We start from the raw sequence: 21,936 nt of genomic DNA on the forward strand, positions 1-21,936 counted from the left end.
CCATGCAGGCGAAGACCAGCACCGAAGTACCTCCCCCGAAGAACAGGGTCGGCCGACGGGGGTTCCTGTTCGGCTCTGCCGGCACAGCCGCGGCCGGGGCGATGATGGCGCTCGAGAACGGCAACCCGCTCGCAGCGATGGCGTCCGAGACGAACCACGATGCGCGCACGGTGGCAGGGGCCACGATCACGGCGAGTGATTCCCGGTACCTGGACATGATGACGGGCAACAACGTGCGATTCGTCGCTCGGCCCGACTACATCCGGCTCATCGGTTCGGCGAAGGACGCGGAGAGTGCGGTCCGATCGGCAGTCCGCGCCGGCAAGAAGCTCTCCGTCCGCAGCGGCGGCCACTGCTTCGCCGACTTCGTGTGCAACCCGGAGGTCGAGGTCATCCTCGACCTCTCCACGATGACGGACGTGTACTACGACCCCGCGATGCGCGCGTTCGCCGTCGAGCCCGGTGCACGGCTGCTGAACGTGTACGAGAAGCTCTTCAAGGGATGGGGTGTCACGATCCCGGGAGGCATCTGTTACAGCGTCGGCGCTGGCGGCCACATCGCCGGTGGTGGGTACGGCCTGCTCACCCGTGCACACGGCCTGGTGGTCGATCACCTCCACGCGGTCGAGGTCGTGACCGTCGACGAGCACGGCACGGTCTCGACGCACGTGGCCACTCGTGAGTCCAAGGGGGCGCTCGGCGACCTCTGGTGGGCGCACACCGGCGGTGGTGGGGGGAACTTCGGCATCGTCACGAAGTACTGGTTCCGATCCCCCGGCGCGACGGGGACGAACCCGTCGGACCTGCTCGTGAAGGCACCGTCCCGCGTGCTCGTGAGTGCGCTGTCGTTCCCTTGGGACCAGGTGGACGAGACCGCCTTCCGACGGCTCATGACCAACTGGAACACCTGGCACGAACGGTACAAGGACCCCGGCACGCCGGAATCGAACCTGTCGAGCCTGTTCAACCTGAACCACCGGGCACACGGCAGCCTGGGGATGTTCACCCAGATCGACGCGGATGCGCCGGACGCCGCTGGTGTGCTGCATCGGTTCATCGCTGCCATCACCGCCGGCGTCGATGTCAGCTCGGAGCCGATGACCGCTCCCAGCGGTGAGCTCCCTGCGCTCCCGGACTTCTACGAGACCAAGCAGATCTCATGGATGCAGGCAACTCGGACGGTCGGCACGAACAATCCCACCATCACGAACCCGACCAGTCGCGGCGCGCACAAGAGCGCCTACTTCAAGAAGGGGTTCACGGACCGACAGCTCGGCGTCATGTGGAAACAGATGACGCGGACCGACTTCACCAACCCGGACACGATGATGGTCGTGTTCTCCTTCGGGGGCCAAGTGAACGCCGTCGCCGAGGACGCCACCGCGAACGCGCAACGCGACACGATCTTCAAGATCTGCCTGCAGACCTTCTGGCAGGACGAGAAGGACGACGCCTTCTACCTCGGCTGGGAACGGGAGACCTTCGAGGGGCTCTTCCCGGAGACCGGTGGTGCGCCGGTTCCCGGCGATCAGATGGACGGTTGCTACATCAACTACCCAGACAACGACATGGCGGATCCGAAGCGCAACCGGTCGGGTGTGCCGTGGTCGACCTTGTACTACAAGGGCAACTACCCGCGGCTGCAGCGCGCGAAGCGACGATGGGACCCCGCCAATCACTTCACGCACAAGCTCGGTGTCGAGCTCCCGCCGAGGAAGGACGGGAACCGATGACCATCGAAGCCCCCACCACGAAGCGGCCACCGAAGCTGCCGTCGCTCACCGGTCTGCGGTTCTTCGCCGCGCTGCTGGTCTTCGGGTTCCACATCACGCTGTCCGCGTCTCCGATACCGCCGAACGATCCGATCAACCTCTTCGCGGACGAGCGGGTCGCGGACACCGCCGAGAGGATCTTCGTCACCACGGGCTACATCGGCGTCTCGTTCTTCTTCGTCCTCAGCGGGTTCCTGCTCGCGTGGGCCGCGAAGCCCGGCGAACGGATGACGTCCTTCTGGCGGCGCCGGCTCGTGAAGATCTTCCCGAACCACCTGGTGATGTGGGTGCTCGCCATGGTGTTGTTCGCCGCTTCGATCACGCCCGCCCACGCAGTCGTCCTAAACTTCTTCCTGCTCAACTCGTACTCTCCTGACGGCGCCGTGAACGTCGCCGTGAACCCACCATCCTGGACACTCTGCAGCGAGTTGTTGTTCTACATGCTCTTCCCGCTCATCATCATCGGGCTGCGGAAGATCCCGGGGAACCGGTTGTGGTTCTGGGCGGCGATGATGGTCGTCGGGATGATCCTGGTGCAGATCATCAACCTCACGGTCGTGCCGGACAGCCCGAGATCCGCGCTCACCCCCGTGTCCTCGTTCCAGTTCTGGTTCGGTTACATCTTCCCGCCGGCACGCCTGTTCGAGTTCATCCTCGGATCGCTCCTCGCCCGTATCGTCATGGAGCACCGCTGGCCCGCCGTGCGCATGTGGCAGGCACTGCTCGCGTGCGCCGCTGGCTACGCGCTCGCCAACGTGGTGCCCTTCGTGTGGACGTTCAACGTGGCGACGATCGTCCCCATCGCGATGCTCATCGCGACGGCGGCCAGCGGTGACGCGGCCGGTAGGCCGACCTTCCTGCGGTCTCGGCCGATGCAGTGGCTCGGTGACACGTCGTTCGGGTTCTACCTGTGTCAGGGCGTCGTCATCTTCTGGGTCCGCCAGATGATGCAGAACGCGACCTTCTCGACGCCGGTGGCGCTGTTGCTCATCGCGGCGTTCTTCGGTCTGACGATCCTCGGCGGCTGGGCGCTCTACGCGCTCGTCGAGAAACCCATGATGGATCGGTTCGCACGGCCTCGTCGGAAGTTACTCCCGGCGCCCGAGCCGGCAGTGGCGACGCCGACGGTGTGAGCAGCGAGAAGGCCCGACCCCAGCGGGGTCGGGCCTTCTCGCTGCGCGCTCAGCGCACAGCCGGAGCAGCGTTCGTGACCCGTTCCTCCACTCCGCGTCCGAGCAGCTCGAGCGCACCGGCTGCAGCTGATCCGGCGTCCGGCGTGTACATCAGGACGCGGTGGCCGGAGTCGTCCGGCGGTGTGAGCACCTCGAAGTTGAGGTCGAAGTCGCCGACCTCCGGATGGCGGAACGACTTCAGGCCGGACACGCAGTTCTCCACGGGGTGCTTCGCCCACAGCGTGCCGAACTCCGGGCTCTTCACGGTCAATTCGCCGACGAGCGCGGTCAGCTGCGTGTCTTCGGGGCTCTTCCCGCCGAGGACCCGGAGGGACGACACCGCCCGGACAGCTTCTTCCTGCCACCGCGTGTACAGCTCGCGGGTGTGGGCATCGAGGAAGAGCATGCGCGTCATGTTCGGCCGCTCACCCATCCGCTCGGGGCTCTCGAAGTCGAGGTGCCCGGCGACCAGGCGGTGCCCGAGGGCGTTCCAGCCGAGTACTTCACTGCGTTTGCCGATGATGACCGCCGGCGTCGATGCCAGCGAGGTGATCAGCCGGACGGTGCCCGGCCGGGCGTGGTCCGGCTTCGCGGCAGATCGCCGTTTCGGCGTCGAGTGCTCGGGACGCGCGAGGTTGAAGAGGTGTGCACGCTCGTCGTCATTCAGGTTGAGTGCACGGGCGATCGAAGCGATCACCGCCTCTGACGCGTTCGTGCTCAGACCCTGCTCGAGCCTCGAGTAGTAGGTCGGGCTGACACCGGCGAGCATGGCGAGCTCTTCGCGGCGGAGTCCCGGAACCCGGCGCACACCGTAGCCCTGCAGCCCGACGTCTTCGGGCTGCAGGGCGGCGCGACGGACGCGAAGGAAGTTCCCCAGTTCGTTCGGACCGTTCATCTGCTCATTCTGCTGCCGGATAGACCGATCTGTCCTGTCACTGTCAGTGACAGGCACGGCGGGGTGTGGCTGGTGGATCGGGTGGTGGCGATGGTTGGAACACGTCAGAACCCTGGCGAACCTGATCCACCGGGCACGAAGAGAGGCCACCGTGACCACTGAACACGCAACGGACGTCACGTCGACCACGTCGACGACGGGCGACGGCAGGGCGATGACGACGAAGCAGCGGGTCGCACTGACCGTGCTCCTCACCGCGAGCTTCACACTCGCCGTCGACTTCTCGATCCTCAACGTCGCACTGCCGACCATCGGGGCCGACGTCGGGTTCGCGATCGAGAACCTGCAGTGGATCGCGACGGCGTTCGCACTGTGCGCCGCCGGATTCACCCTCCTGATGGGTCGAGTGGCCGACATCGCAGGTCGTCGCCGCATGTTCCTGATCGGGATGGTGCTCCTCGGCTCGGGCTCGTTGGCGGGCGGGCTCGCGACGACTCCGGAACTCCTGCTCGTCGCCCGAGTCGCACAGGGCTTCGCCACCGCGATCGTCGTTCCCGCTGCCCTCGCACTCCTGCTCAGCGCCTTCCCCGAAGGCGCCGCCCGGGACAAGGCGCTCGGGTTGAACGGCTCGCTGATGGCCGCCGGGTTCACCACCGGCGCGATCCTCGGCGGGCTGCTCACCGACCTGCTGTCCTGGCGGTGGGCGTTCCTGATCAACGTCCCGGTCGCGGTCGCGGTGCTCGTCGTGGCACCGATGGTGCTGCAGGACAGTCGAGCCGCCCAGCGGACGCGCCTCGACGTCCCGGGCGCCATCACGGTCACGCTCGGCCTGCTCGCCCTGGTGTTCGGGCTGACCACCGCTGCTGAGACGTCCTGGATCGACCCGGTCGTCATCGTGTCGTTCGCTGCCGCAGTGGTGCTGCTCATCGCCTTCGCGTTCATCGAACGGCGTGCGTCGTTCCCCTTGGTGCCGCTCGGTGTCCTCCGGCGCTCCAGCGTGTCCTGGGGCAACATCGCCGGGATGCTCGCGTTCGTCACCGAGACCTCGTTGGTCTTCCTGCTGACGCTGTACCTGCAGAAGGTGCTCGGGTACACGCCACTGGCAGCGGGGCTGTCCTTCGCCGTGCTCGGCATCGGGACGGTCCTCGGTGGTCTCGTCGGTCCGCGGGTCATCGGCCGGTTCGGGAACAAGGCGGCCATCGTCGGGGGCTTCGTCGTCCAGGGGATCGCGACGCTCACGCTCGTGCTGATCTCCGACGACGCATCGTCGATCTGGCTGGTCCTCGCAGCCACGTTCGTCGGAGGAGTCGCGAACCTCGTCGTCATCGTCGGGTTCATGGTCACCGCGACGTCCGGGCTCCCGGAAAGCGAGCAGGGCATGGCGACGGGGCTCACGACCATGAGTCAGCAAGTCGGCATCACGATGGGCACCCCGATCATGAGTGCCGTCTTCACGGCAGTGGCCCTCGCGAGCACCGCGCCGCAGGCCGAGGCCGTGCTGACCGGCGTCACGACCGCGATCTGGGTGAACGGCGGGATCTGCATCGCCGCCGCCGTCGCCGTCGCGCTCTTCCTCCGGGGGCGTGTCAAGACCGCCTGATCGGATCAGGCAGGCGGACGGCCTCGCGTGCACCCCCTGTGCGCGAGGCCGCTGCACGGGGTCATGCGCAGGGGCGACGACTCAGAACTGCCGGTTCGCCACATCCGCCCGGTGCGACACCGCCAGGACGTCCCGCAGCCGCTCCGCCGGCAACGGTGCTCCCTGATCCGCCAGGTAGTCCGCCGCGAACCCCTCGGCACTCGCCGCGTAGATCCCCGTGTACGCCCCGGACTCCGGCTCGAAGCGCCACGACTCGGCCAGGGTCCCGGCGTCCACGGTGTCGAATCCGAGCAGCTGCACGAGCTCGGCGACCACGGCCTTGGCCTGCTCGTCGTCGCCCGCGATCGGCAGTGCGGTGCGGGGCGCGGAGTCGGCGAGGTTCGGGATGTGGTGCGCGACGATGTTGTTGAACGCCTTGACGATCCGGGTGCCGGGCAGGAGCGTCTGCTCGCACTCCGCCGTGGTCGTCGCGAGGCTGTCGAGCTGCTCGATCCGCCCGTCGCGACCGGGGTAGTAGTTGCCCGTCGACAGCACGGTCCGCCCGGCGAAGGCATCGAGGTCGGGTGCGAGTGCCGGGTAGGCGGTGAGCGGGATGGCGAGGACGGGCACGTCGCCGAACTCGACGGCCTGTCGCACGGTGCCGGCCTGGGCGCGCGGGCCGAGCTCGGCGACGAGGTCCTGCAGCGACTCGGGGCCGCGCGAGTTCGCGATGAGGACGTCGAGGTCGGCGGCGACGGCCAGGCGTGCGATCGCGGTGCCGATGGCTCCGCTGCCGATGATGCCGATGCGGTTCATGTGGTGCCCTTTCAACAGTGGGGAGGTCAGGGGAGAGCGGGGGCTTCCCACCCGCGCCGCGACAGGGCGGAGAGGGCAGCGGACGACGAGTCGTCGGCCATCGCGGCACCCCGGACCCAGCTGGTCGCCAACGCGGCGAGGAACAGGTCCCTTGCGCGGACGTCGGCACGCGCGCGACCGGAACGCTGCGCGGCGCGGAGGAACTCGTCGGTCGTGGTGATGAACCCCTGGCAGGTCATGGCGAGCGGCGACGAGTCCGACGAGGCTGCGGCACGGAGCGGTTCGGGCAGCCCGTCGAACGTGCCGGCCCACTCGGTGACCGCATCGAGCCAGCCGTGCAGGGCGTCGGCGGCGTCGACGGAGCCGTCTCGCAGGGCTTCGCGACGGGCCACCAGGTGTTCGTCGCGCGCGGCGAGGAGCTCGGCGAGCAGGGCCTCGCGCGTGGGGAAGTGCCGGTACAGGGTGCCGGCGCCGACGCCGGCCTGCTTGGCGATCGCGTCGAGCGAGCCGGTCACGCCGTGCTCGGTGAACGCGCGCTCGGCGACCCGCAGGATGTGGTCCCGGTTCCGCAGCGCGTCAGCGCGCGCGGGACGCGGGGAGTGCAGTGAACGCGGCGCGCGCCCGGCGGGAGCGGTCTGCTCGGGCATGGCGGGCCTCCAGGCTGTGCCATCGAGTACCGGAGAGGCTCTCCGGAATCACCACCGTACAGGAGACCCTCTCCGTTTCGAAGCTGAAGTGCGATGCCCAGGCGTCAGTGCTCCTCGGCAGCCTCCGCCGCGTCCGCCAGGTCCGTCCGCGTGTTCGCGTGGATCGGCTCGCTGTGCCCGAAGGTCTTCGCGGCGGCGCGCAGCCGCCCGACGAACTCCCGGTTGTCCATCTCGAGTTCGTCCTCTTCCGCGTCCGCGACGACGATCTCGCTCGCGGGCCCGATCAGGATCTTCGTGGTCGTCATGGTGCCGTCGTCGGCCACGGCCGGCACGTCGACGGTGTCGGCCCGGTCGCCTCCGGCGAGGGCCGCGGCGTACTCGATCACGGCGTCGGCGACGTCGTCACCGACCAGGATCGTGGTGGCGTCGTAGTGGATGTGCTTCATCGCGTACTCCTTCCCGGACCCATACAAACGCGGGGCGCGGGAACCGGCTTCAGGATGACCGCTGCGCGCGGTGGTCCGGGTCCGGGGACTCCAGGGCGTTCCACACGTCCGCCCAGACGAGCTCGAAGTCGACGGCGCTGATGCGGTCCGACCGGAGCGCCTGCTCCAGGATCGACAGGGCGTCGAGGGAGCCGGTGAGCAGGCGTTCGTCGCCGTGGACCTCGCGGCGGCCGTCGCCCAGGAACGTCGTCACGGTGACGGACCGCACCCGTGGGCGGAGCGCGCGGGTGGCACGGGCGAGGACCGCGAAGCCACCGCCGTAGACGAGCAGCGCGGTGGTCGTGCCGACGGCGGGGACCGAGACGGCGAGCACCAGGGCGGCGAGGGCGACGAGCGCCCCGACGGCCGGCCAGACGTGCCAGGCGCGCAGCAGCAGGCGCTCGCCGGTGTTCGTGCCGGGCGGGAACACGACCAGGGTCCGCGAGCTCCACAGCGTCCGGCCGACGGGCCGGATCGTGTACCGGCCCCACAGGTGGGTGCCGTCGAGCAGCCGGGTGCGGACCGGCAGCGCGGTCGTCATCGGTCGACCGGCGCGAGTTCGGTCCGGGCGGGCGCGAGTTCCGCGCGCACCGGCGCGAGTTCCGCCCGGACCGGTTCGACGACGTCGCGGTGCCGGACGGTCGCCAGGCACGGGAAGCAGACCAGGTCGCCTTCGCGGACGTCGGCGGGCAACGGAGCCGGGAGGCGGTGGAACGGACCGTCGGCCTGACCGTCACAGCGGGTGACGACGTACATCGGGGAGAGGGGAGCGGTGCTCCGGCGTCCGATCAGGCGCACCTGGTCGAGCACGGCGCAGGTCGGCAGGACCGCGTCCAGTTCCAGGAGCACCACGCCGGGGCGCGGTCGCCGCACGCGGGTGACCGACGCCACGGCGACGCTCACGTCGCGGGCCACCCAGCCGCGCGGCCGGTACCGCGGCGGGGACTGCTCGGCGGTGTGCACCGTCGGGGTGCCGGTGAGGTCGGCGAGCCGGACCATCGAGATGGCCGAGACGAGCAGGTCGTCGGTGGTCGCGACGGTGTGGGCCGGCCAGAGGGACGGGTCCATCGGATCGGGGAGCGACGCGCGGAGCGTCGGCATGATCGCAGTCAGTGTCACGACCACACGCTCTCGCGCGCTCGAACGGCGCGGAAGGGCTCCTGACGGAACCCCTACGGCCGGCGGCGGAGTCCTGACGGAGTGCTCACCGGCGGGTGGCCGAGCGCAGCGCTGCGGTCCACCCGAGGGAGATCACGCCGGCACCGATCAGGGTCTTCACCACGCCACCGAGGACGAACGGGTACAGCCCGTACTGCAGGGTCTGCTGCAGGTCGAGGCCGAGTGCCACCGTGAGCCAGGCCATCCCGGCGGCGAAGGTGACGACGGTGCCCAGGGCGAAGGACAGCAGCGCGTTCCGCAGCGGGCGGTCGCCGAAGCGCTCGGCGACCCATCCGACCAGGGCCGCGGCGGCGACGAAGCCGACGATGTACCCGCCCGAGGGACCGACGAGCACGCCGACCCCGGCCGAACCGTCCGCGAAGACCGGCAGCCCGACGACGCCGAGCAGCGCGTAGACGAGCATCGACATGGCACCGCGGCGAGCACCGAGGGCACTGCCGACGAGCAGCACGGCCAGGGTCTGCCCGGTGATCGGGACGGGCCAGATCGGGACGGACACCTGCGCGGCTCCGGCGGTCAGCAGTGCGCCACCGAGGACCAGGGCGGTGCTGACGACCGCGGTGCGGGGGAGCAGTGCGTCGGCGAGCGGACGGTGTGCGGCGGGGGTGATCGTGGTCATGGTGTTCCTCGCTGGGGGAAGAAGGAGGTCGGGGGAGAAGGGGTCAGACCGCGACGGCGGCCAGCAGGGACTCGGCGTCGCGTCGGGCCTCGGCCACCGCGGCGGCGTCGAGGCCGCAGGCGCGCAGGCAGGTCGCGACGAGGGCGTCGCGGTCGGCGTCCTGCACGGGCCCGGACCGGCGGAGCTGGATGACGGTCTCGGCGATCTGGATGAGCACGGCACCGAGGCGCGACGGGGAGACGCCGGATGCGACCTCTGCGGTGGCGGCGCGCGAGCCGAGGCGCCCGTAGGCCTCCTGCAGCTCCACGCGCTCGGCCCGGAAGCCGTCGTAGCGCTCGCCCTGCACCTCGGGCAGCAGGTACAGCGTGCCGATGTTGTGCGGCGTGCGGGCGAGGGTGTCCACGTCGGCGACGACCAGCGCGGCCAGGGCACCGGCGGCCGAGGCCGACTCCGGCACGAGCTGCTCGAGGCCGCGGACCAGCTCGAGGCTCGGACGCACCGAGGTCGTGAGCAGCTCGACGAGCATGTCGTCCTTGCCGGCGAAGTGGTAGTACAGCGAGGCCTGCCGGATCCCGACCCGTTCGGCGATCGCCCGGGTCGAGGTCGCGCTGATGCCGTTCTCGACGAACAGCGCGGCGGCGGCGTCGAGGATCTGGTCGCGGGGGCTCATCGCGGAGTCGGCGTTCGGCACGGCCCGAGGCCGGCCGGGGCGTACAGGCCGGTCGTCGGGGGTCATGCTCCCATCCTGGCAGCCGGCGTCCGTCACGACTGCTCCCGGTACGCGCGCCAGCCGCCGTGGTGGGTGATGTCCTCGGCGCCCTCGACCGCGAACGGCTCGACCAGGAACCCGGTGACCTCGGTGCCGTCGTCGAGCGCCACGGTGCCGATCGCCATCGGTGCCGGCAGGCCCGCGACGAAGGTGCCGAAGCCGGCGGCGGGCAGGCGCCAGACCTCCCCGACGATGCCGGAGCCCGGCGCAGCAGCGCCGGACGCGACCGGACCCACGCGGACCAGCCCGGGCTTGGGCGGCGCCGTGTCGAGGGCGTACAGCCGGTAGTCGGACGCGGTGCGGGCCTCCCGGACGAACGATCCGCCGGACGCGACCAGCTGTCCGTTCAGCGGCTGATCGCGCAGGTGCGCCCCGACGACCAGCAGGTCGAGGGTCGGGGCGGCGAACGCGGCCGCCAACGCCGCCAGGCGGCGGTCGCTGAACGCCGGACCGGTGAGCATCACGCCGAACGGCAGCCCGTCGACGAAGCCGGCGGGCACGGCGAGCGAGGCCATGTCGAGCAGGTTCGCGAAGTTCGTGTACCGACCCATCCGGCTGTTCGCGCCGATCGGGTCGGCCGCGACCTGCTCGAGCGTCGGGTGCCATGTCGTCGTCGGGGTGAGCAGGGCGGTCGTGCCCTCGAGGGCGGCGCGACCCGCTGCCCCGAACGCGTCGAGTCGTTCCTGGTCGACGAAGAGCTCCGCGGCGGTCGGTCGTGCACCGCCGAGCACGATCGCGGCGACGGACGGGTCGAGGTCGGCACCGACCTCGTCGCGGTGGGCCTCGATGTGGGCGCCGACGGCCGCGTACCGCTCGGCGACGAACGCGCCGTCGTAGAGCAGCGACGCGGCGTCGAGCAGGGGTGCGATGTCGACCTCGACCACCTGGTGTCCGAGCGTGCGGAACCGTTCGACGGCGGCGGCGAACGCCTCGGCCCAGCCGGGTGCGAGCCCCTCGAGCTGTGACGGCAGCGGTACCGCGATGCGCGGGACGGCGGGCAGGTCGGCGAGGGCCAGGTCGGGCCGTGCGAGCGGGTCGACGCCGTCCGGACCGGCCATCAGCTCGGCCGCCGTCCGCGCCAGGTCGAGCGACCGGGCGAACACCGTGACGCAGTCCTGCGAGCGGCAGGCGGGGACGACCCCGGTGTTCGGCACGAGCCCCTTCGTCGGCTTCACCCCGACCAGGTTGCCGAGCGCGGCGGGCACCCGGCCGGACCCGGCGGTGTCGGTGCCGAGCGCGAAGTCGACGATGCCCAGGGCGACCGCTGTGGCGGAACCGCTCGACGAGCCGCCGGAGATCCGCGTCGGGTCCCAGGCGTTCCGGACCGCGCCGAAGGGCGAGCGGGTGCCGACCAGGCCGGTGGCGAACTGGTCGAGGTTCGTCTTGCCGACGACGACGGCGCCGGCGGCGCGGAGCCGGGCGACAGCGGTCGCGTCGGCGGCGGGGTCGTGGGCGTAGGAGCGGGCGGCTGCGGTGGTGGGCAGGCCGGCGACGTCGATGTTGTCCTTCACGGCGAACAGCAGGCCCGCCAGGGGCAGCGTCGGGTCGACGGCGAGGGCCTCGGCCAGCACGTCGGTGCGGTCACGCAGGGTGATCCAGACCTCGGGGCGGTCGACGGCGTCGATGCGGGCGAAGGCGTCGCGGACGCGGGCCGCGGCGGACGTCGTGGCGGCCGCGGCGGCGGTCCCGCTCACGCTGCCGCTCCGATCGCGGCGAGGACCTGGCCCGGTGCGACCTGGTCGCCCGGCTTGATGTAGACCTCGAGCACGTGGCCCGGAACGGGTGCGTGCACCATCGACTCCATCTTCATCGCCTCCACGGCCAGCAGCTTCTGCCCCTCGTCCACGCGGTCACCCGGGCGGACGTCCACCTGCCACACGGTCGAGGTGAACGGGGCGTACACGGCGGTCGACCCCTCGGGCACGGTCACGGCGTCGGCCACCACGGCGGCCGGCTCGTCACGGACGTCGAACTCGCCCGACGCCCTCCACCGCTCCTTCTCCTCGCCGAACGCCTGCGCCTGCTGCGCCCGGAAGTCGGCGATGGACCCGGCGTTGTCGGCGAGGAACCGGTTGTACGACGCGATCGAGAACTCGCCCTCGACGGTCTCGAACGAGCCCCGCCCGGCGTCCGTCTCGGCCCGCAGCTCGAGCAGCTCGTCGGCACCGACCGGGTACCACTCGATCCGGTCGAAGAACCGCAGCGCCCACGGGTTCTCCTGGAACAGCCCGCCCCGGCGGAACCGGTTCCAGATCTGCACGGTGCGGCCGACGAACTGGTAGCCGCCAGGACCCTCCATGCCGTAGATGCACAGGTACGCGCCACCGATGCCGACGGAGTTCTCGGCGGTCCAGGTGCGGGCCGGGTTGTACTTCGTCGTGACCAGCCGGTGCCGGGGGTCGAGCGGGGTCGCGACCGGGGCGCCGAGGTACACGTCGCCGAGTCCGAGCACCAGGTAGCTCGCGTCGAACACGGTGCGGAAGACGTCGTCGACGCTCTCGAGCCCGTTGATCCGACGGATGAACTCGATGTTCCACGGCGTCCACGGGGCGTCGTTCCGGACGCCGTTCATGTACCGCTCGATCGCCAGGCGGGTGGCCGGGTCGTCCCACGACAGCGGCAGCTTGACGGTGCGCGACGGCACGACGAGCTGGTCGGTCGGCGGGATCTCGCCCTCGAGCTCGCGGAGCAGCCCCGCCACGTCGCGCGCCTTGAGCACGGACGCGTCGGTGTGCACCTGCAGCGAGCGGATGCCCGGCGTGATGTCGAGGATCCCCTTCGGCGTGTGCTCCTGCAGCTTCGTCATGAGCGCGTGCACGCGCATCCGCAGCGCGATGTCGAGGGTCATGTCGCCGTACTCGACGAGCACGTTGTCGTCGCCGTCGCGTCGGTACGCGACGCTCGGCCGCACGTCGGTCGCATCCAGGCGGGCGATCACGCCGTCGTCGCCGTCACCTCCGGTGCTGCCGTCGCTCCCGGTGCGCGGCACCGTCCTGGAGGCCCGGTGTGCGTCGAGCGCGGCGGCGTCGGCTTCGCGGACGGGGACGAACCGGACCGTGTCACCGGGTCGGAGCTGGCCCAGCTTCCACAGGTCGCCGCTGGCCACCACGGCGGGGCAGACGAAGCCGCCGAGCGACGGCCCGTCCGGCCCCAGGATGATCGGGGTGTCCCCGGTGAAGTCGATCGCACCGACCGCGTACGGGGTGTCGTGGATGTTCGACGGGTGCAGACCGGCCTCGCCGCCGTCGGTCCGCGCCCACTCGGGTCGGGGGCCGATGAGCCGGATGCCGGTGCGCGCCGAGTTGTGGTGCACGGCGTAGTCGGTGGCGTAGAAGACGTCGAGGTCGGCGCGGGTGAAGAAGTCCGGGGCCGCGTGCGGGCCTTCCGTGACGCCGATCTCCCACGCGTCGGTCAGGGCGGTGCGACGGTCGGCCGGGGTCGGCCCGCCCACCAGACCCAGACGGGTACCGGACGGGAACGCCGGGTGCGGGGCGTCCGAGTCCGGGGAGCCCGGGCGCAGGACGTCGCCGGCGAGCAGTGCCCGACCGGCGTGGCCACCGAAGCCACCGAGCGTGAAGGTCGCGGTCGACCCGAGGTACGTCGGCACGTCGAAGCCGCCGCGGACCGCCAGGTAGGTGCGGAGGCCCGGACCGGGGGCCGTGCCGATCGCCAGGGTCTGGCCGGCGCCGACCTCGACCGGCTCCCACAGCGCCACGGGTTCGCCGTCGAGGGTGACCGGGGCCGGTGCACCCGTGAGCGCGACCACCGAGGCGGCCGAGAACCGGAGCGTCGGGCCGGTGGCGGTGACCTCGAGCGCGGGGGCGCCGTCGGGGTTGCCCACCGCGCGGTTCGCCTCGGCGAAGGACGCCGCGTCGAACGGGCCGCTCGGCGGCACACCCACCTGCCAGTACCCGACCCGGCCGGGCAGGTCCTGGATCATCGTCATGGTGCCCGGCGCGACGACGTCGATGCGCGGGTCCGGGTCCTCCGTTGCGTCGAGCGTCGAGGTGGAGTGCGTGGCGGTGCGGAGCTCGAGGTCGTCGGTCAGCGCACGGAGGAGCCCGGCGTTCGTGACGATGCCGTCGATGCGGGTGGTCGCGAGCCCGTCGCGCAGCAGGTCGAGGGCGTCGTCGCGGGTCTCCCCGGTCGCGATCACCTTCGCGAGCATCGGGTCGTAGAACGCGGACACCTCGGAGCCGGTCTCGACCCAGCCGTCGACGCGGATGCCGGTGCGCTCGCCGGATGCGGTGGTCGCGCTCGGGAACACCGCCTGGGTGACGAGGCCGCTGGAGGGCAGCGAGCCCTTCGCGGGGTCCTCGGCGTAGACGCGGGCCTCGACGGCGTGGCCGTTCGGGGTCCAGGTGCGGTCGAACACGTCGGGGTCGATGCCGGCGGCACCGTCGCGGGCCAGGCGGAGCATGAGCTCGACGAGGTCGACGCCGAACACTTCCTCGGTGACCGGGTGCTCGACCTGCAGGCGGGTGTTCACCTCGAGGAACGACGCCTCTTCCCGCACCGGGTCGTAGACGAACTCGACGGTGCCGGCGCTGCGGTACCCGACGCTCTCGGCCAGGCGGCGGGCGGACGCGTGCAGCTCGGCGCGGACGTGCTCGGGCAGCGCCGGTGCCGGGGCCTCCTCGATGACCTTCTGGTTGCGGCGCTGCAGGGAGCAGTCGCGGTCGCCGATCACGGCGACGCGGCCCTCGCCGTCGCCGAAGAGCTGGACCTCGACGTGCCGGGCCGGCCGCACGAGCCGTTCGAGGAAGATGCCGGCCGACCCGAAGTTCGCGGTCGCCAGCCGGACGACGCTCGTGTAGGCCTCGCGGACCTCGTCGAGCGTCGAGCAGGCCTGCATGCCGATCCCGCCGCCACCCCCGGTGGCCTTGAGCATGACGGGCAGCCCGATGCGCTCGGCCTCGGTCACGGCGTCGTCGACGCTGGCGAGCAGCCCGGTGCCGGCGAGCATCGGGACCCCGGCGGCTGCGGCGAGCTCGCGGGCGGTGTGCTTCGCGCCGAACCGGACGATCTGGTCGGCGGTCGGTCCGACGAACCGGATGCCGGCGTCCTCGCAGGCGCGGGCGAACTCGGTGTTCTCGGACAGGAACCCGTAGCCGGGGTGCACGAGCCCGGCGCCGGTGTCCTTCGCCGCCTGCACCACGGCGTCGATGCGCAGGTACGAGTCGCGGGCGGGTGCGGGACCGAGCCGGACGGCGGTGTCGGCCTCGCGGACGTGGGGTGCCGCGCGGTCGGCGTCGGAGTAGACGGCGACGGTGCGCATGCCGAGTGCCTTGGCGGAGCGGATGATGCGGCGGGCGATCTCACCGCGGTTCGCGACGAGGACGGTGTCGGTGCTGAGCGCGGGGGTCTGGTTCACGGTGGCGGTCCCGGTGGGGTCGGGCGCGGCGGTCACGGCTGGACCACGATCATGCGCAGCGGCGTGCAGGAGAAGTCGTTGCAGGGGTTGTTCATCTGCGGGCAGTTCGAGACGACGACGAGCACGTCCCGCTCGGCCCGGATCGCGACACGCTTGCCCGGGGCGCTCATGCCGTCGACGATGCCCAGGGCGCCGTCGGCCTCGACCGGCACGTTCATGAACCAGTTGAGGTTCGACACGATGTCGCGGGCACCGAGTCCGTGGCGGCCGGCCTCGGCCAGGAAGTTCTCGCGGCAGCCGTGCTGGTACTGGGTGTGGTGCCCGTACCGCAGGGTGTTCGACTCCTTCGAGCACGCGCCGCCGATGGTGTCCTGCCGGTCGATCTCGTTCGCGACGACGGTCATCAGCGGACGGCCCTCGTTCGACATCAGGACGGTGCCGGTGCGGACGTACGCGTTGCCCTGGGCGGCGAGGGTGTCCGGCACGCTGTACCGCTCGTCGGGGTCGTGGGCGTCGTAGAGCAGGCAGTCGGCGCTCTGGTTGCCGCCGACGTCGACGATGGTGAGCACCTGGCCGGCACGGACCACGGCGGACCACGGTGCGAGCGGGGCGACCCGGTCGTCGCGGACCACCGTGCCGGGCACCAGGGACTCGCTCCAGTCGAGGGCGACGTCCGGGTCGTGGACGGCCCCGACGGGGACGGTGGAGGTGCGGGTGTGGGTCGTCGTACCGGTCATCACAGGCCTCGGGCTTCCGCGTAGTCGATCGAGTTCAGGTAGGCGCGGGTGAGCTCCGGTGTCGCGGTGAACCGTTCGTCGGCCGCGGTCGTCGGGGTCCCGCGCCAGGCGTGCACCCGGAGCGGTCCGACGACGTAGTCCGGTCGCGGGTCGATCGGGTGCGCGACGTCGGCGACCAGCACGAGCAGCGGCAGCTCGGCGACGAGCGTGACGTGGGTGCCTGCTCCGGCCGAACCGGTGAAGGTCATCGCCCCCTCGTCGTCGATCCGCACGCCCTGGAAGAACGAGACGCTCGGTGGCAGGTCACGCTTGGTGAGCCCGTGCTTGGCGGCGGCCTTCGCGAAGAGCGACCGACCGCTCGGGGAGCGTCCCTCGGGTGCGGCGTCGCCGTACTTCCGTTCGTTCCACGCGTCGGTCGAGGTGCCGCAGAAGGCGTCGTGGTGCCCGGAGGTGTCCTCGAGCACGGTCGCCAGTGCCCGGCCGTCCCCGCTCAGCAGCGGCGACCCCTGGCCCAGGTACGCCTGCCACGGGATCTTCTGGGTGTCGGCGACGTTGAGCCGCTCCCACGGTTCGAGCGCGTTGCACACCAGGACGTTGGCGCAGGCGTCACCCGTCGGGTCGTCGAACCGCAGCCGTGACCCGCGGGCCAGCACCTTGTGCGTGTACCCGCCGGGTGCCACCGTCTCCGCCCACACGAGCTGCGCGGGGTCGACGCCCGCGGGGGCGAACGGCGACGACGACGCCGGCAGGTACGGCATGTACTCGGACTGCGAGCCGGCCTGGGCACGTGCGTCGGACCGGGAGGCGAGCACGCTGTCGGTCTGGTGGAGGTCGCGCATGGGGTTCCTTCCGGGTCAGGCTTCGACGGAGGCGGAGGCGGACGCCGGGGCCTCGGCCACCGGGTTCGCGGCAGCCGCGGCTGCGGGGACGGGCACCGCCGCGGTGGTGGGGACCTCGGCAAGGGTGATCGGGCCGTGCACCCGGTGCCGCCAGCTCGACCACGCCCAGCCGACGAGCAGCACGCCGCCGATGAACAGCAGGGCGCTGTACTGCAGCCACCACGACGTGCCGGTCAGGTCGTAGATCTCCGGCCGGGGCCAGATGAGGTTGATCGCCATGCCGATCTGGAACGCCACGGCCAGGGCGTTGAGCGGGATGCCCCAGCGGCCGAGGGTGAACAGCGGCTTGCCGTCCTCGTCCACCCCGGTCGGCAGGCCCGTGCGACGGAGCGTGATGCGCTGGACCAGCAGCGGCCCGGTGACCCCGAGGTAGGCCAGGTAGAGCATCGCGATGCACAGGCTCGACAGGGCGGTGAAGATCGCGGACTGCCCGATGTTGACGGCGAGGGCCAGCCCGGCGCCGACCCCGACGACGATCGACGCGGCGATCGGGGTGCCGGTGCGGGGCGAGACCCGGGCGAGGGTGCGGTGGAAGGGCAGCGCCTTCTCGCGGGCCATCGAGTAGACCATCCGGGCGCCGGCGGTCTGCACGGCCAGGGTGCAGGCGAAGACGGCGACGGCGACGGTGCAGAGCAGGAGCCGCCCGAAGACGTCGCCGAGGGTCGAGGTGATCACCCACGCCAGGCCCTGCGAGGCGAGCTTGCCGTCGGTCAGGCTCGGCGCGGCGACCAGGGCGCCGATGATGAGCAGCCCGCCGCCGAGGCCGGAGACCGTCAGCGCCCGGACGATCGTCTTCGGGGTGGTCCGGCGCGGGTTGTGGGTCTCCTCCGCGAGCTCACCGGCGGAGTCGAAGCCGACCATCACGTACGCGGCCATCAGCGAGGACGCCAGGAACGCCCACACGTACGGCTCGGTGCTCGTCGAGCCGGCGGTCGTGAACACCACGGAGGCACTGCGGTGCGGCAGCAGGAACAGGGCGCCGATGAGCACGACCACGCCGACGATCTCGATGAGCACGCCGAAGCTCGTCACGCGGGCCATCAGCCGGACGCTCGTGATGTTCACGATCGTGGTCACGGCGAGCATCACCAGCCCGAGGACCACCGCGTTCGCAGCACCGGTCGGCGACGCGACGGACGGGTCGGCGCCCGGACCGCCGACGATCTGGAATCCGTCCCAGATCGCGGGGAGCACGGCCTGCACGGCGATGGCCGCCACCGCGACGGTGAGGATCTGGCCGATGATCATCGTCCAGCCGGTGAACCACCCGAACCGGGCTCCGGCCAGACGGCTCGACCACTGGAAGATCGCGCCCGAGATCGGCCAGCGGGCCGCGAGCTGCGCGAAGTTCAGCGCCACGAGCAGCTGGCCGCCGAAGACGAGCGGCCACGCCCAGAAGAACGCAGCACCGCCCAGCCCGAAGCCGAGTCCGAACAGCTGGAAGACCGTGGTGAGGATCGAGACGAAGGAGAAGCCCGCCGCGAAGGAGGAGAACGAGCCGACCCCGCGGTGGAGCTCCTGCTCGTAGCCGAGGCTGGCGAGCCCCTGCGTGTCGACGTCGGACGAGGCGCGCGGTGCGTGGAGCGGTGCTTGCGGAGAACGCATGACTGCAGACCTTTCGCGGAGTACCTGTCGGGTGACAGGTAGTGCGACAAGTGTCTTGCGGCCCTGTGTCGGCGCCGTTGCCCGTCTGTTTCGAGTGCGTGACGGGAAGCGGCGGCGTGTAAACGTTCCGAGTCGGCGGGCGGTTCAGCCGCCGCGGGGGATCACTCGATGTCGACGTCCCGCTTGCCCCGGCGGACGATGAGCGGGTCCGGCTTGCCGATCACGTCGGCGTCCTTGTCCGGGTAGTCGAACTGCGTCAGGAAGTACCGCATCGCGTTGAGCCGTGCGCGCTTCTTGTCGTTCGACCGCACGATCGTCCACGGCGCGTACCGCTTGCTCGTCCGGGTGAACATCGCCATCTTCGCCTCGGTGTAGTCCTCCCACCGGTCGAGCGACAGCAGGTCGATGTCGGACAGCTTCCACCGCCGCACCGGGTCGAGCTGCCGCATCGCGAACCGGGTCCGCTGCTCGCGCCGGGTCACCGAGAACCAGAACTTCGTCAGGTGGATGCCGGAGTCGACGAGCATCCGCTCGAACTGCGGCACCTGGGTCATGAAGGACTCGTACTCGTCGTCGTCGCAGAACCCCATCACCCGTTCGACGCCGGCACGGTTGTACCAGGAGCGGTCGAACAGGACCATCTCACCGGCGGCCGGCAGGTGCTGCACGTACCGCTGGAAGTACCACTCACCGCGCTCGCGCTCGGTCGGCTTGCTCAGCGCGACCACCCGCGAGGTCCGGGGGTTGAGGTGCTCCGTGAACCGCTTGATCGTGCCGCCCTTGCCCGCGGCGTCACGCCCCTCGAACAGCACGACGACCTTCTGCCCGGTGTCCTCGAGCCAGTACTGGCACTTCAGCAGCTCGATCTGCAGCAGGTACTTCTGGTACTCGTACTCGTCCCGCGGCAGGCGTTCCGAGTACGGGTAGTCGTCCTGCCAGGTCAGCACCGGGTTGCCGTGCGGGTCGATCAGGTCCGGGTCGGCCGTCTGGCCGCCCGCGACGCTGTACCCCTCGGTCCGCAGCTGTTCGATGTACTCCCGCAACGGCTGCGAGTACGGCGCTGTGTCCACGGTGTCCTCCCTCTGCGAGCCGATCGGCTGTCGGCCCCAGAACCATCCTGGCCCGGCCACCCGCACGACCGCCCCACGCCTCGCCCTGGACGCGACCCGACGACGGCCTGGAGGCGCGGTGCGGGCCCGCCCCGTGCCTCCCGACCGCATGTGGCCCTTCACAGGCATGATGGGGCCATGACGGACCAGGCCGAGATGATCCACCCCGAGATCGCACCGAGCGGAGACGGGTGCGTCGAGTGCGACGCGACCGGCTCGTGGTGGGTGCACCTGCGCCGCTGCGCCGCTGCGCGGCGTGCGGCCACGTCGGCTGCTGCGACGACTCCCTCAACACGCACGCGACGCGGCACTGGGAGGAGACCGGGCACGCGGTCATCCAGAGCTACGAGCCCGGCGAGACCTGGGCCTGGGACTACCGCGACGACACCCGCTCCGAGGGGCTCGAGCTCGCAGCCCCCACCAGCCACCCCGTGACGCAGGCAGTCCCCGGGCCGGCGGATCGCCTTCCCGGGGACTGGTTGGAACTGCTCGGCGGATCGCGCTGATCCGCGGCGGTCGTCAGGTCAGTTCAGCCCGACCTGCGTCGCCGCGTACTCGGCCTGCGGCTGCGTGAACTGGTTCCCTGCGGACGACGTGAGCTGTGCGATGAGGCTCGCGCGCGAGAAGCCCATGCCCGAGGACATGTAGCCCTCCGCGGCGGTGACTGCCTGTGCGTTCCAGTCGGCCCCGGCCTTCGCGACGGCGTCCTGCGCCTGCTCGGGGGTGAACTGGTTGCCGGCGCTCGACGTCAGCTGGCCGTTCAGGCTGGCCTCGGAGAACCCCATGCCCGAGTCGAGGTACCCCTTGGCTGCGGCGAGTGCCTGCGCGTTCCAGTCGGCACCGGAGTGGTCGATGGCCCACTGTGCGTCCGCCTGGGCGAACCCGTTGCCCGCGCTCGAGGTCAGCTGCTGGAGCAGGCTGGCGGCGGAGAAGCCCATGCCGGAGTCGAGGTAGCTCTTCGCAGCGGCAGCTGCCTGGAGCTGTCCGACGGTGCCGGATGCCTCGGCAGGCTTCTCTGCGGCGGCCTTCTCGGGGGTCTTCGGCTTCGCCGCCTTCTTCGACTCCTCGGTCGCAGCGGCCGGGCTGGCAGCGGCGACCTCGGTGGCGGCGGGAGCGTCAGGGGCAGCAGAGTCGTCGGAGGAGCCGCTGTAGACGCCCGCGAGCATGCTGCCGAGGACCACTGCGACCGCGCCGAGGACGGTCCCCGCGACGGCACGGCGCCCCTTGCGACGGATGCCGATGATGCCGAGCACCACCGCGACGACGCCGAGGAAGATGCCGAACGCGTTGGTCGGCGGAATCACCGCGAAGAGGATCCCGAGGATCCCGAGGACGACCGCTGCGGTGCCGAGGCGGCCTCGTGCCGGACGCGGCTCGGGGGCCGCGGGAACGTAGGCAGGAGGCTGCTCGGTGGGGGTTGTCTCGGGCATGTCGGGTTCTCCGGAAGTTCTGAGGATCAGCAAAGGCGAGCAAACGTTACAACCGGTCCGGACCCCGTTGCACCGCAGAGATCGAGTCAGCTCGGAACCTTGCGCGAACCCGCAGCGATGTGGTTCGGCGACCACCCAGAACTGGGGGACCACGCCGCTTTCGCGGCTCGCGTTCGGCGGACAGGGCAAGAGAAAGAGGCACGGAGCCAGCTGGCTCCGTGCCTCTCAGTCGTTCGTCAGGTCAGACGGCCGCGGTCGCCTCGTCGCGGTGCGGGAGCTTCCAGCCCGGACGCACGAAGTGGCAGGTGTAGCCGTGCGGGTTCTTCTCGAGGTAGTCCTGGTGCTCGTCCTCGGCCTCCCAGAACGGGCCGGCCGCGGTGACCTCGGTGACGACCTTGCCGGGCCAGATGCCCGACGCGTCGACGTCGGCGATGGTGTCGAGCGCGACCTGCTTCTGCTCGTCGGTCGTGTAGAAGACGGCCGAACGGTAGCTGCGACCGATGTCGTTGCCCTGGCGGTCCTTCGTCGACGGATCGTGGATCTGGAAGAAGAACTCCAGCAGGTCCCGGTACGAGATCTGGGACGGGTCGAAGACGATCTCGACCGACTCGGCGTGGTCGCCGTGGTTGCGGTACGTCGCGTTCGGCACGTCGCCGCCGGAGTAGCCGACGCGGGTGCTGACGATGCCGGGACGACGACGGAGGAGCTGCTGCGCTCCCCAGAAGCATCCGCCGGCGAGGATGGCGGTCTCGGTGGTGGTCATGGTGGCCTCCTGGGCTCTCGTGTCACTGGCTGCGACACCGTGTGGTGCAACCGGCAACAGGGACGATCTGTTCCCGTCGTCAGGTC

Annotated in this window: 19 protein-coding genes and 1 pseudogene; 4 read left to right on the plus strand and 16 right to left on the minus strand. The window is 71.0% G+C overall.

Annotated elements, in window-relative coordinates; genetic code table 11:
* Positions 1-2: 2 nt before the first annotated feature.
* Both QRN30_RS03715 and QRN30_RS03720 read left to right on the plus strand, forming a co-directional pair.
* Positions 3-1,733: an FAD-binding oxidoreductase gene (locus tag QRN30_RS03715; RefSeq protein WP_017887640.1), complete on the plus strand. Its 1,731-nt coding sequence runs from the start codon at positions 3-5 to the stop codon at positions 1,731-1,733.
* Positions 1,730-2,905: an acyltransferase family protein gene (locus QRN30_RS03720; protein ID WP_017887639.1), complete on the plus strand. Its 1,176-nt coding sequence runs from the start codon at positions 1,730-1,732 to the stop codon at positions 2,903-2,905. The genes QRN30_RS03715 and QRN30_RS03720 overlap by 4 nt, the downstream gene beginning before the upstream one ends.
* A gap of 49 nt (positions 2,906-2,954) precedes the next feature.
* Here the strand turns inward: QRN30_RS03720 and QRN30_RS03725 are convergent, their stop codons facing one another.
* Entirely contained in the window at positions 2,955-3,839 is an 885-nt protein-coding gene (locus tag QRN30_RS03725) for a helix-turn-helix transcriptional regulator (protein WP_017887638.1), read from the minus strand.
* A gap of 214 nt (positions 3,840-4,053) precedes the next feature.
* Here QRN30_RS03725 and QRN30_RS03730 point away from each other — a divergent pair, with 214 nt between their 5' ends.
* Positions 4,054-5,439: an MFS transporter gene (locus QRN30_RS03730; RefSeq protein WP_040419874.1), complete on the plus strand. Its 1,386-nt coding sequence runs from the start codon at positions 4,054-4,056 to the stop codon at positions 5,437-5,439.
* A gap of 81 nt (positions 5,440-5,520) precedes the next feature.
* Here the strand turns inward: QRN30_RS03730 and QRN30_RS03735 are convergent, their stop codons facing one another.
* From QRN30_RS03735 to ppk2, 13 genes are all read right to left on the minus strand, one after another.
* A complete protein-coding gene (locus QRN30_RS03735; protein ID WP_071249825.1) occupies positions 5,521-6,234 on the minus strand; it encodes an NADPH-dependent F420 reductase in 714 nt (237 codons plus the stop codon).
* A 26-nt stretch (positions 6,235-6,260) separates the two neighbouring features.
* Positions 6,261-6,881 carry a TetR/AcrR family transcriptional regulator gene (locus QRN30_RS03740; RefSeq protein WP_017887635.1) on the minus strand — a complete coding sequence of 207 codons (621 nt, stop codon included), beginning with the start codon at positions 6,879-6,881 and terminating at the stop codon, positions 6,261-6,263.
* Positions 6,882-6,985: 104 nt separating this feature from the next.
* Positions 6,986-7,327, minus strand: coding sequence for a hypothetical protein (locus tag QRN30_RS03745; RefSeq protein WP_017887634.1), 342 nt, complete (start codon positions 7,325-7,327; stop codon positions 6,986-6,988).
* 49 nt (positions 7,328-7,376) lie between these two features.
* A complete protein-coding gene (locus tag QRN30_RS03750; RefSeq protein ID WP_071249819.1) occupies positions 7,377-7,907 on the minus strand; it encodes a DUF6611 family protein in 531 nt (176 codons plus the stop codon).
* Positions 7,904-8,485 carry a hypothetical protein gene (locus QRN30_RS03755; protein ID WP_156463869.1) on the minus strand — a complete coding sequence of 194 codons (582 nt, stop codon included), beginning with the start codon at positions 8,483-8,485 and terminating at the stop codon, positions 7,904-7,906. Before QRN30_RS03755 ends, QRN30_RS03750 begins: the two co-directional genes overlap by 4 nt.
* Before the next feature lie 85 nt (positions 8,486-8,570).
* The gene (locus QRN30_RS03760; RefSeq protein WP_159557121.1) at positions 8,571-9,164 is read right to left on the minus strand and encodes a biotin transporter BioY; all 594 of its coding nucleotides are present in this window, start codon (positions 9,162-9,164) and stop codon (positions 8,571-8,573) included.
* Positions 9,165-9,207: 43 nt separating this feature from the next.
* Positions 9,208-9,900, minus strand: coding sequence for a TetR/AcrR family transcriptional regulator (locus QRN30_RS03765; protein ID WP_031260015.1), 693 nt, complete (start codon positions 9,898-9,900; stop codon positions 9,208-9,210).
* 26 nt (positions 9,901-9,926) lie between these two features.
* Entirely contained in the window at positions 9,927-11,627 is a 1,701-nt protein-coding gene (locus QRN30_RS03770; RefSeq protein WP_284760506.1) for an allophanate hydrolase, read from the minus strand.
* The gene (gene uca, locus QRN30_RS03775; RefSeq protein WP_017887628.1) at positions 11,624-15,343 is read right to left on the minus strand and encodes an urea carboxylase; all 3,720 of its coding nucleotides are present in this window, start codon (positions 15,341-15,343) and stop codon (positions 11,624-11,626) included. The genes QRN30_RS03770 and uca overlap by 4 nt, the downstream gene beginning before the upstream one ends.
* Positions 15,340-16,044, minus strand: a complete 705-nt coding sequence (locus QRN30_RS03780; protein WP_056071598.1) for an urea amidolyase associated protein UAAP2 — start codon at positions 16,042-16,044, stop codon at positions 15,340-15,342. Before QRN30_RS03780 ends, uca begins: the two co-directional genes overlap by 4 nt.
* A complete protein-coding gene (locus QRN30_RS03785; RefSeq protein ID WP_071249809.1) occupies positions 16,044-16,883 on the minus strand; it encodes an urea amidolyase associated protein UAAP1 in 840 nt (279 codons plus the stop codon). The genes QRN30_RS03780 and QRN30_RS03785 overlap by 1 nt, the downstream gene beginning before the upstream one ends.
* Positions 16,884-16,898: 15 nt before the next feature.
* Positions 16,899-18,548, minus strand: coding sequence for an APC family permease (locus QRN30_RS03790; RefSeq protein ID WP_284760507.1), 1,650 nt, complete (start codon positions 18,546-18,548; stop codon positions 16,899-16,901).
* 161 nt (positions 18,549-18,709) lie between these two features.
* Entirely contained in the window at positions 18,710-19,618 is a 909-nt protein-coding gene (ppk2, locus tag QRN30_RS03795) for a polyphosphate kinase 2 (RefSeq protein WP_017887624.1), read from the minus strand.
* A 177-nt stretch (positions 19,619-19,795) separates the two neighbouring features.
* Between ppk2 and QRN30_RS03800 the strand changes: the two are divergent.
* Positions 19,796-20,163, plus strand: a pseudogene (locus QRN30_RS03800) (UBP-type zinc finger domain-containing protein).
* Positions 20,164-20,181: 18 nt separating this feature from the next.
* Here the strand turns inward: QRN30_RS03800 and QRN30_RS03805 are convergent.
* Both QRN30_RS03805 and msrA read right to left on the minus strand, forming a co-directional pair.
* Positions 20,182-21,087 (minus strand): Ltp family lipoprotein, encoded by a 906-nt coding sequence (locus QRN30_RS03805; protein ID WP_284760508.1) that lies wholly within the window; start codon positions 21,085-21,087, stop codon positions 20,182-20,184.
* 241 nt (positions 21,088-21,328) lie between these two features.
* Positions 21,329-21,850, minus strand: coding sequence for a peptide-methionine (S)-S-oxide reductase MsrA (gene msrA, locus QRN30_RS03810; RefSeq protein ID WP_017887623.1), 522 nt, complete (start codon positions 21,848-21,850; stop codon positions 21,329-21,331).
* Positions 21,851-21,936: the final 86 nt, after the last annotated feature.

It is taken from the genome of Curtobacterium sp. MEB011, from assembly GCF_030209655.1.
Lineage (GTDB): Bacteria > Actinomycetota > Actinomycetes > Actinomycetales > Microbacteriaceae > Curtobacterium > Curtobacterium poinsettiae.

Coding starts and splice junctions, on each gene's coding strand:
- QRN30_RS03715 (WP_017887640.1), top strand. CDS start 3: ATGCAGGCGAAGACCAGCACCGAAGTACCTCCCCCGAAGAACAGGGTC.
- QRN30_RS03720 (WP_017887639.1), top strand. CDS start 1,730: ATGACCATCGAAGCCCCCACCACGAAGCGGCCACCGAAGCTGCCGTCG.
- QRN30_RS03725 (WP_017887638.1), bottom strand. CDS start 3,839: ATGAACGGTCCGAACGAACTGGGGAACTTCCTTCGCGTCCGTCGCGCC.
- QRN30_RS03730 (WP_040419874.1), top strand. CDS start 4,054: ATGACGACGAAGCAGCGGGTCGCACTGACCGTGCTCCTCACCGCGAGC.
- QRN30_RS03735 (WP_071249825.1), bottom strand. CDS start 6,234: ATGAACCGCATCGGCATCATCGGCAGCGGAGCCATCGGCACCGCGATC.
- QRN30_RS03740 (WP_017887635.1), bottom strand. CDS start 6,881: ATGCCCGAGCAGACCGCTCCCGCCGGGCGCGCGCCGCGTTCACTGCAC.
- QRN30_RS03745 (WP_017887634.1), bottom strand. CDS start 7,327: ATGAAGCACATCCACTACGACGCCACCACGATCCTGGTCGGTGACGAC.
- QRN30_RS03750 (WP_071249819.1), bottom strand. CDS start 7,907: ATGACGACCGCGCTGCCGGTCCGCACCCGGCTGCTCGACGGCACCCAC.
- QRN30_RS03760 (WP_159557121.1), bottom strand. CDS start 9,164: ATGACCACGATCACCCCCGCCGCACACCGTCCGCTCGCCGACGCACTG.
- QRN30_RS03765 (WP_031260015.1), bottom strand. CDS start 9,900: ATGACCCCCGACGACCGGCCTGTACGCCCCGGCCGGCCTCGGGCCGTG.
- QRN30_RS03780 (WP_056071598.1), bottom strand. CDS start 16,044: ATGACCGGTACGACGACCCACACCCGCACCTCCACCGTCCCCGTCGGG.
- QRN30_RS03785 (WP_071249809.1), bottom strand. CDS start 16,883: ATGCGCGACCTCCACCAGACCGACAGCGTGCTCGCCTCCCGGTCCGAC.
- QRN30_RS03790 (WP_284760507.1), bottom strand. CDS start 18,548: ATGCGTTCTCCGCAAGCACCGCTCCACGCACCGCGCGCCTCGTCCGAC.
- QRN30_RS03805 (WP_284760508.1), bottom strand. CDS start 21,087: ATGCCCGAGACAACCCCCACCGAGCAGCCTCCTGCCTACGTTCCCGCG.
- msrA (WP_017887623.1), bottom strand. CDS start 21,850: ATGACCACCACCGAGACCGCCATCCTCGCCGGCGGATGCTTCTGGGGA.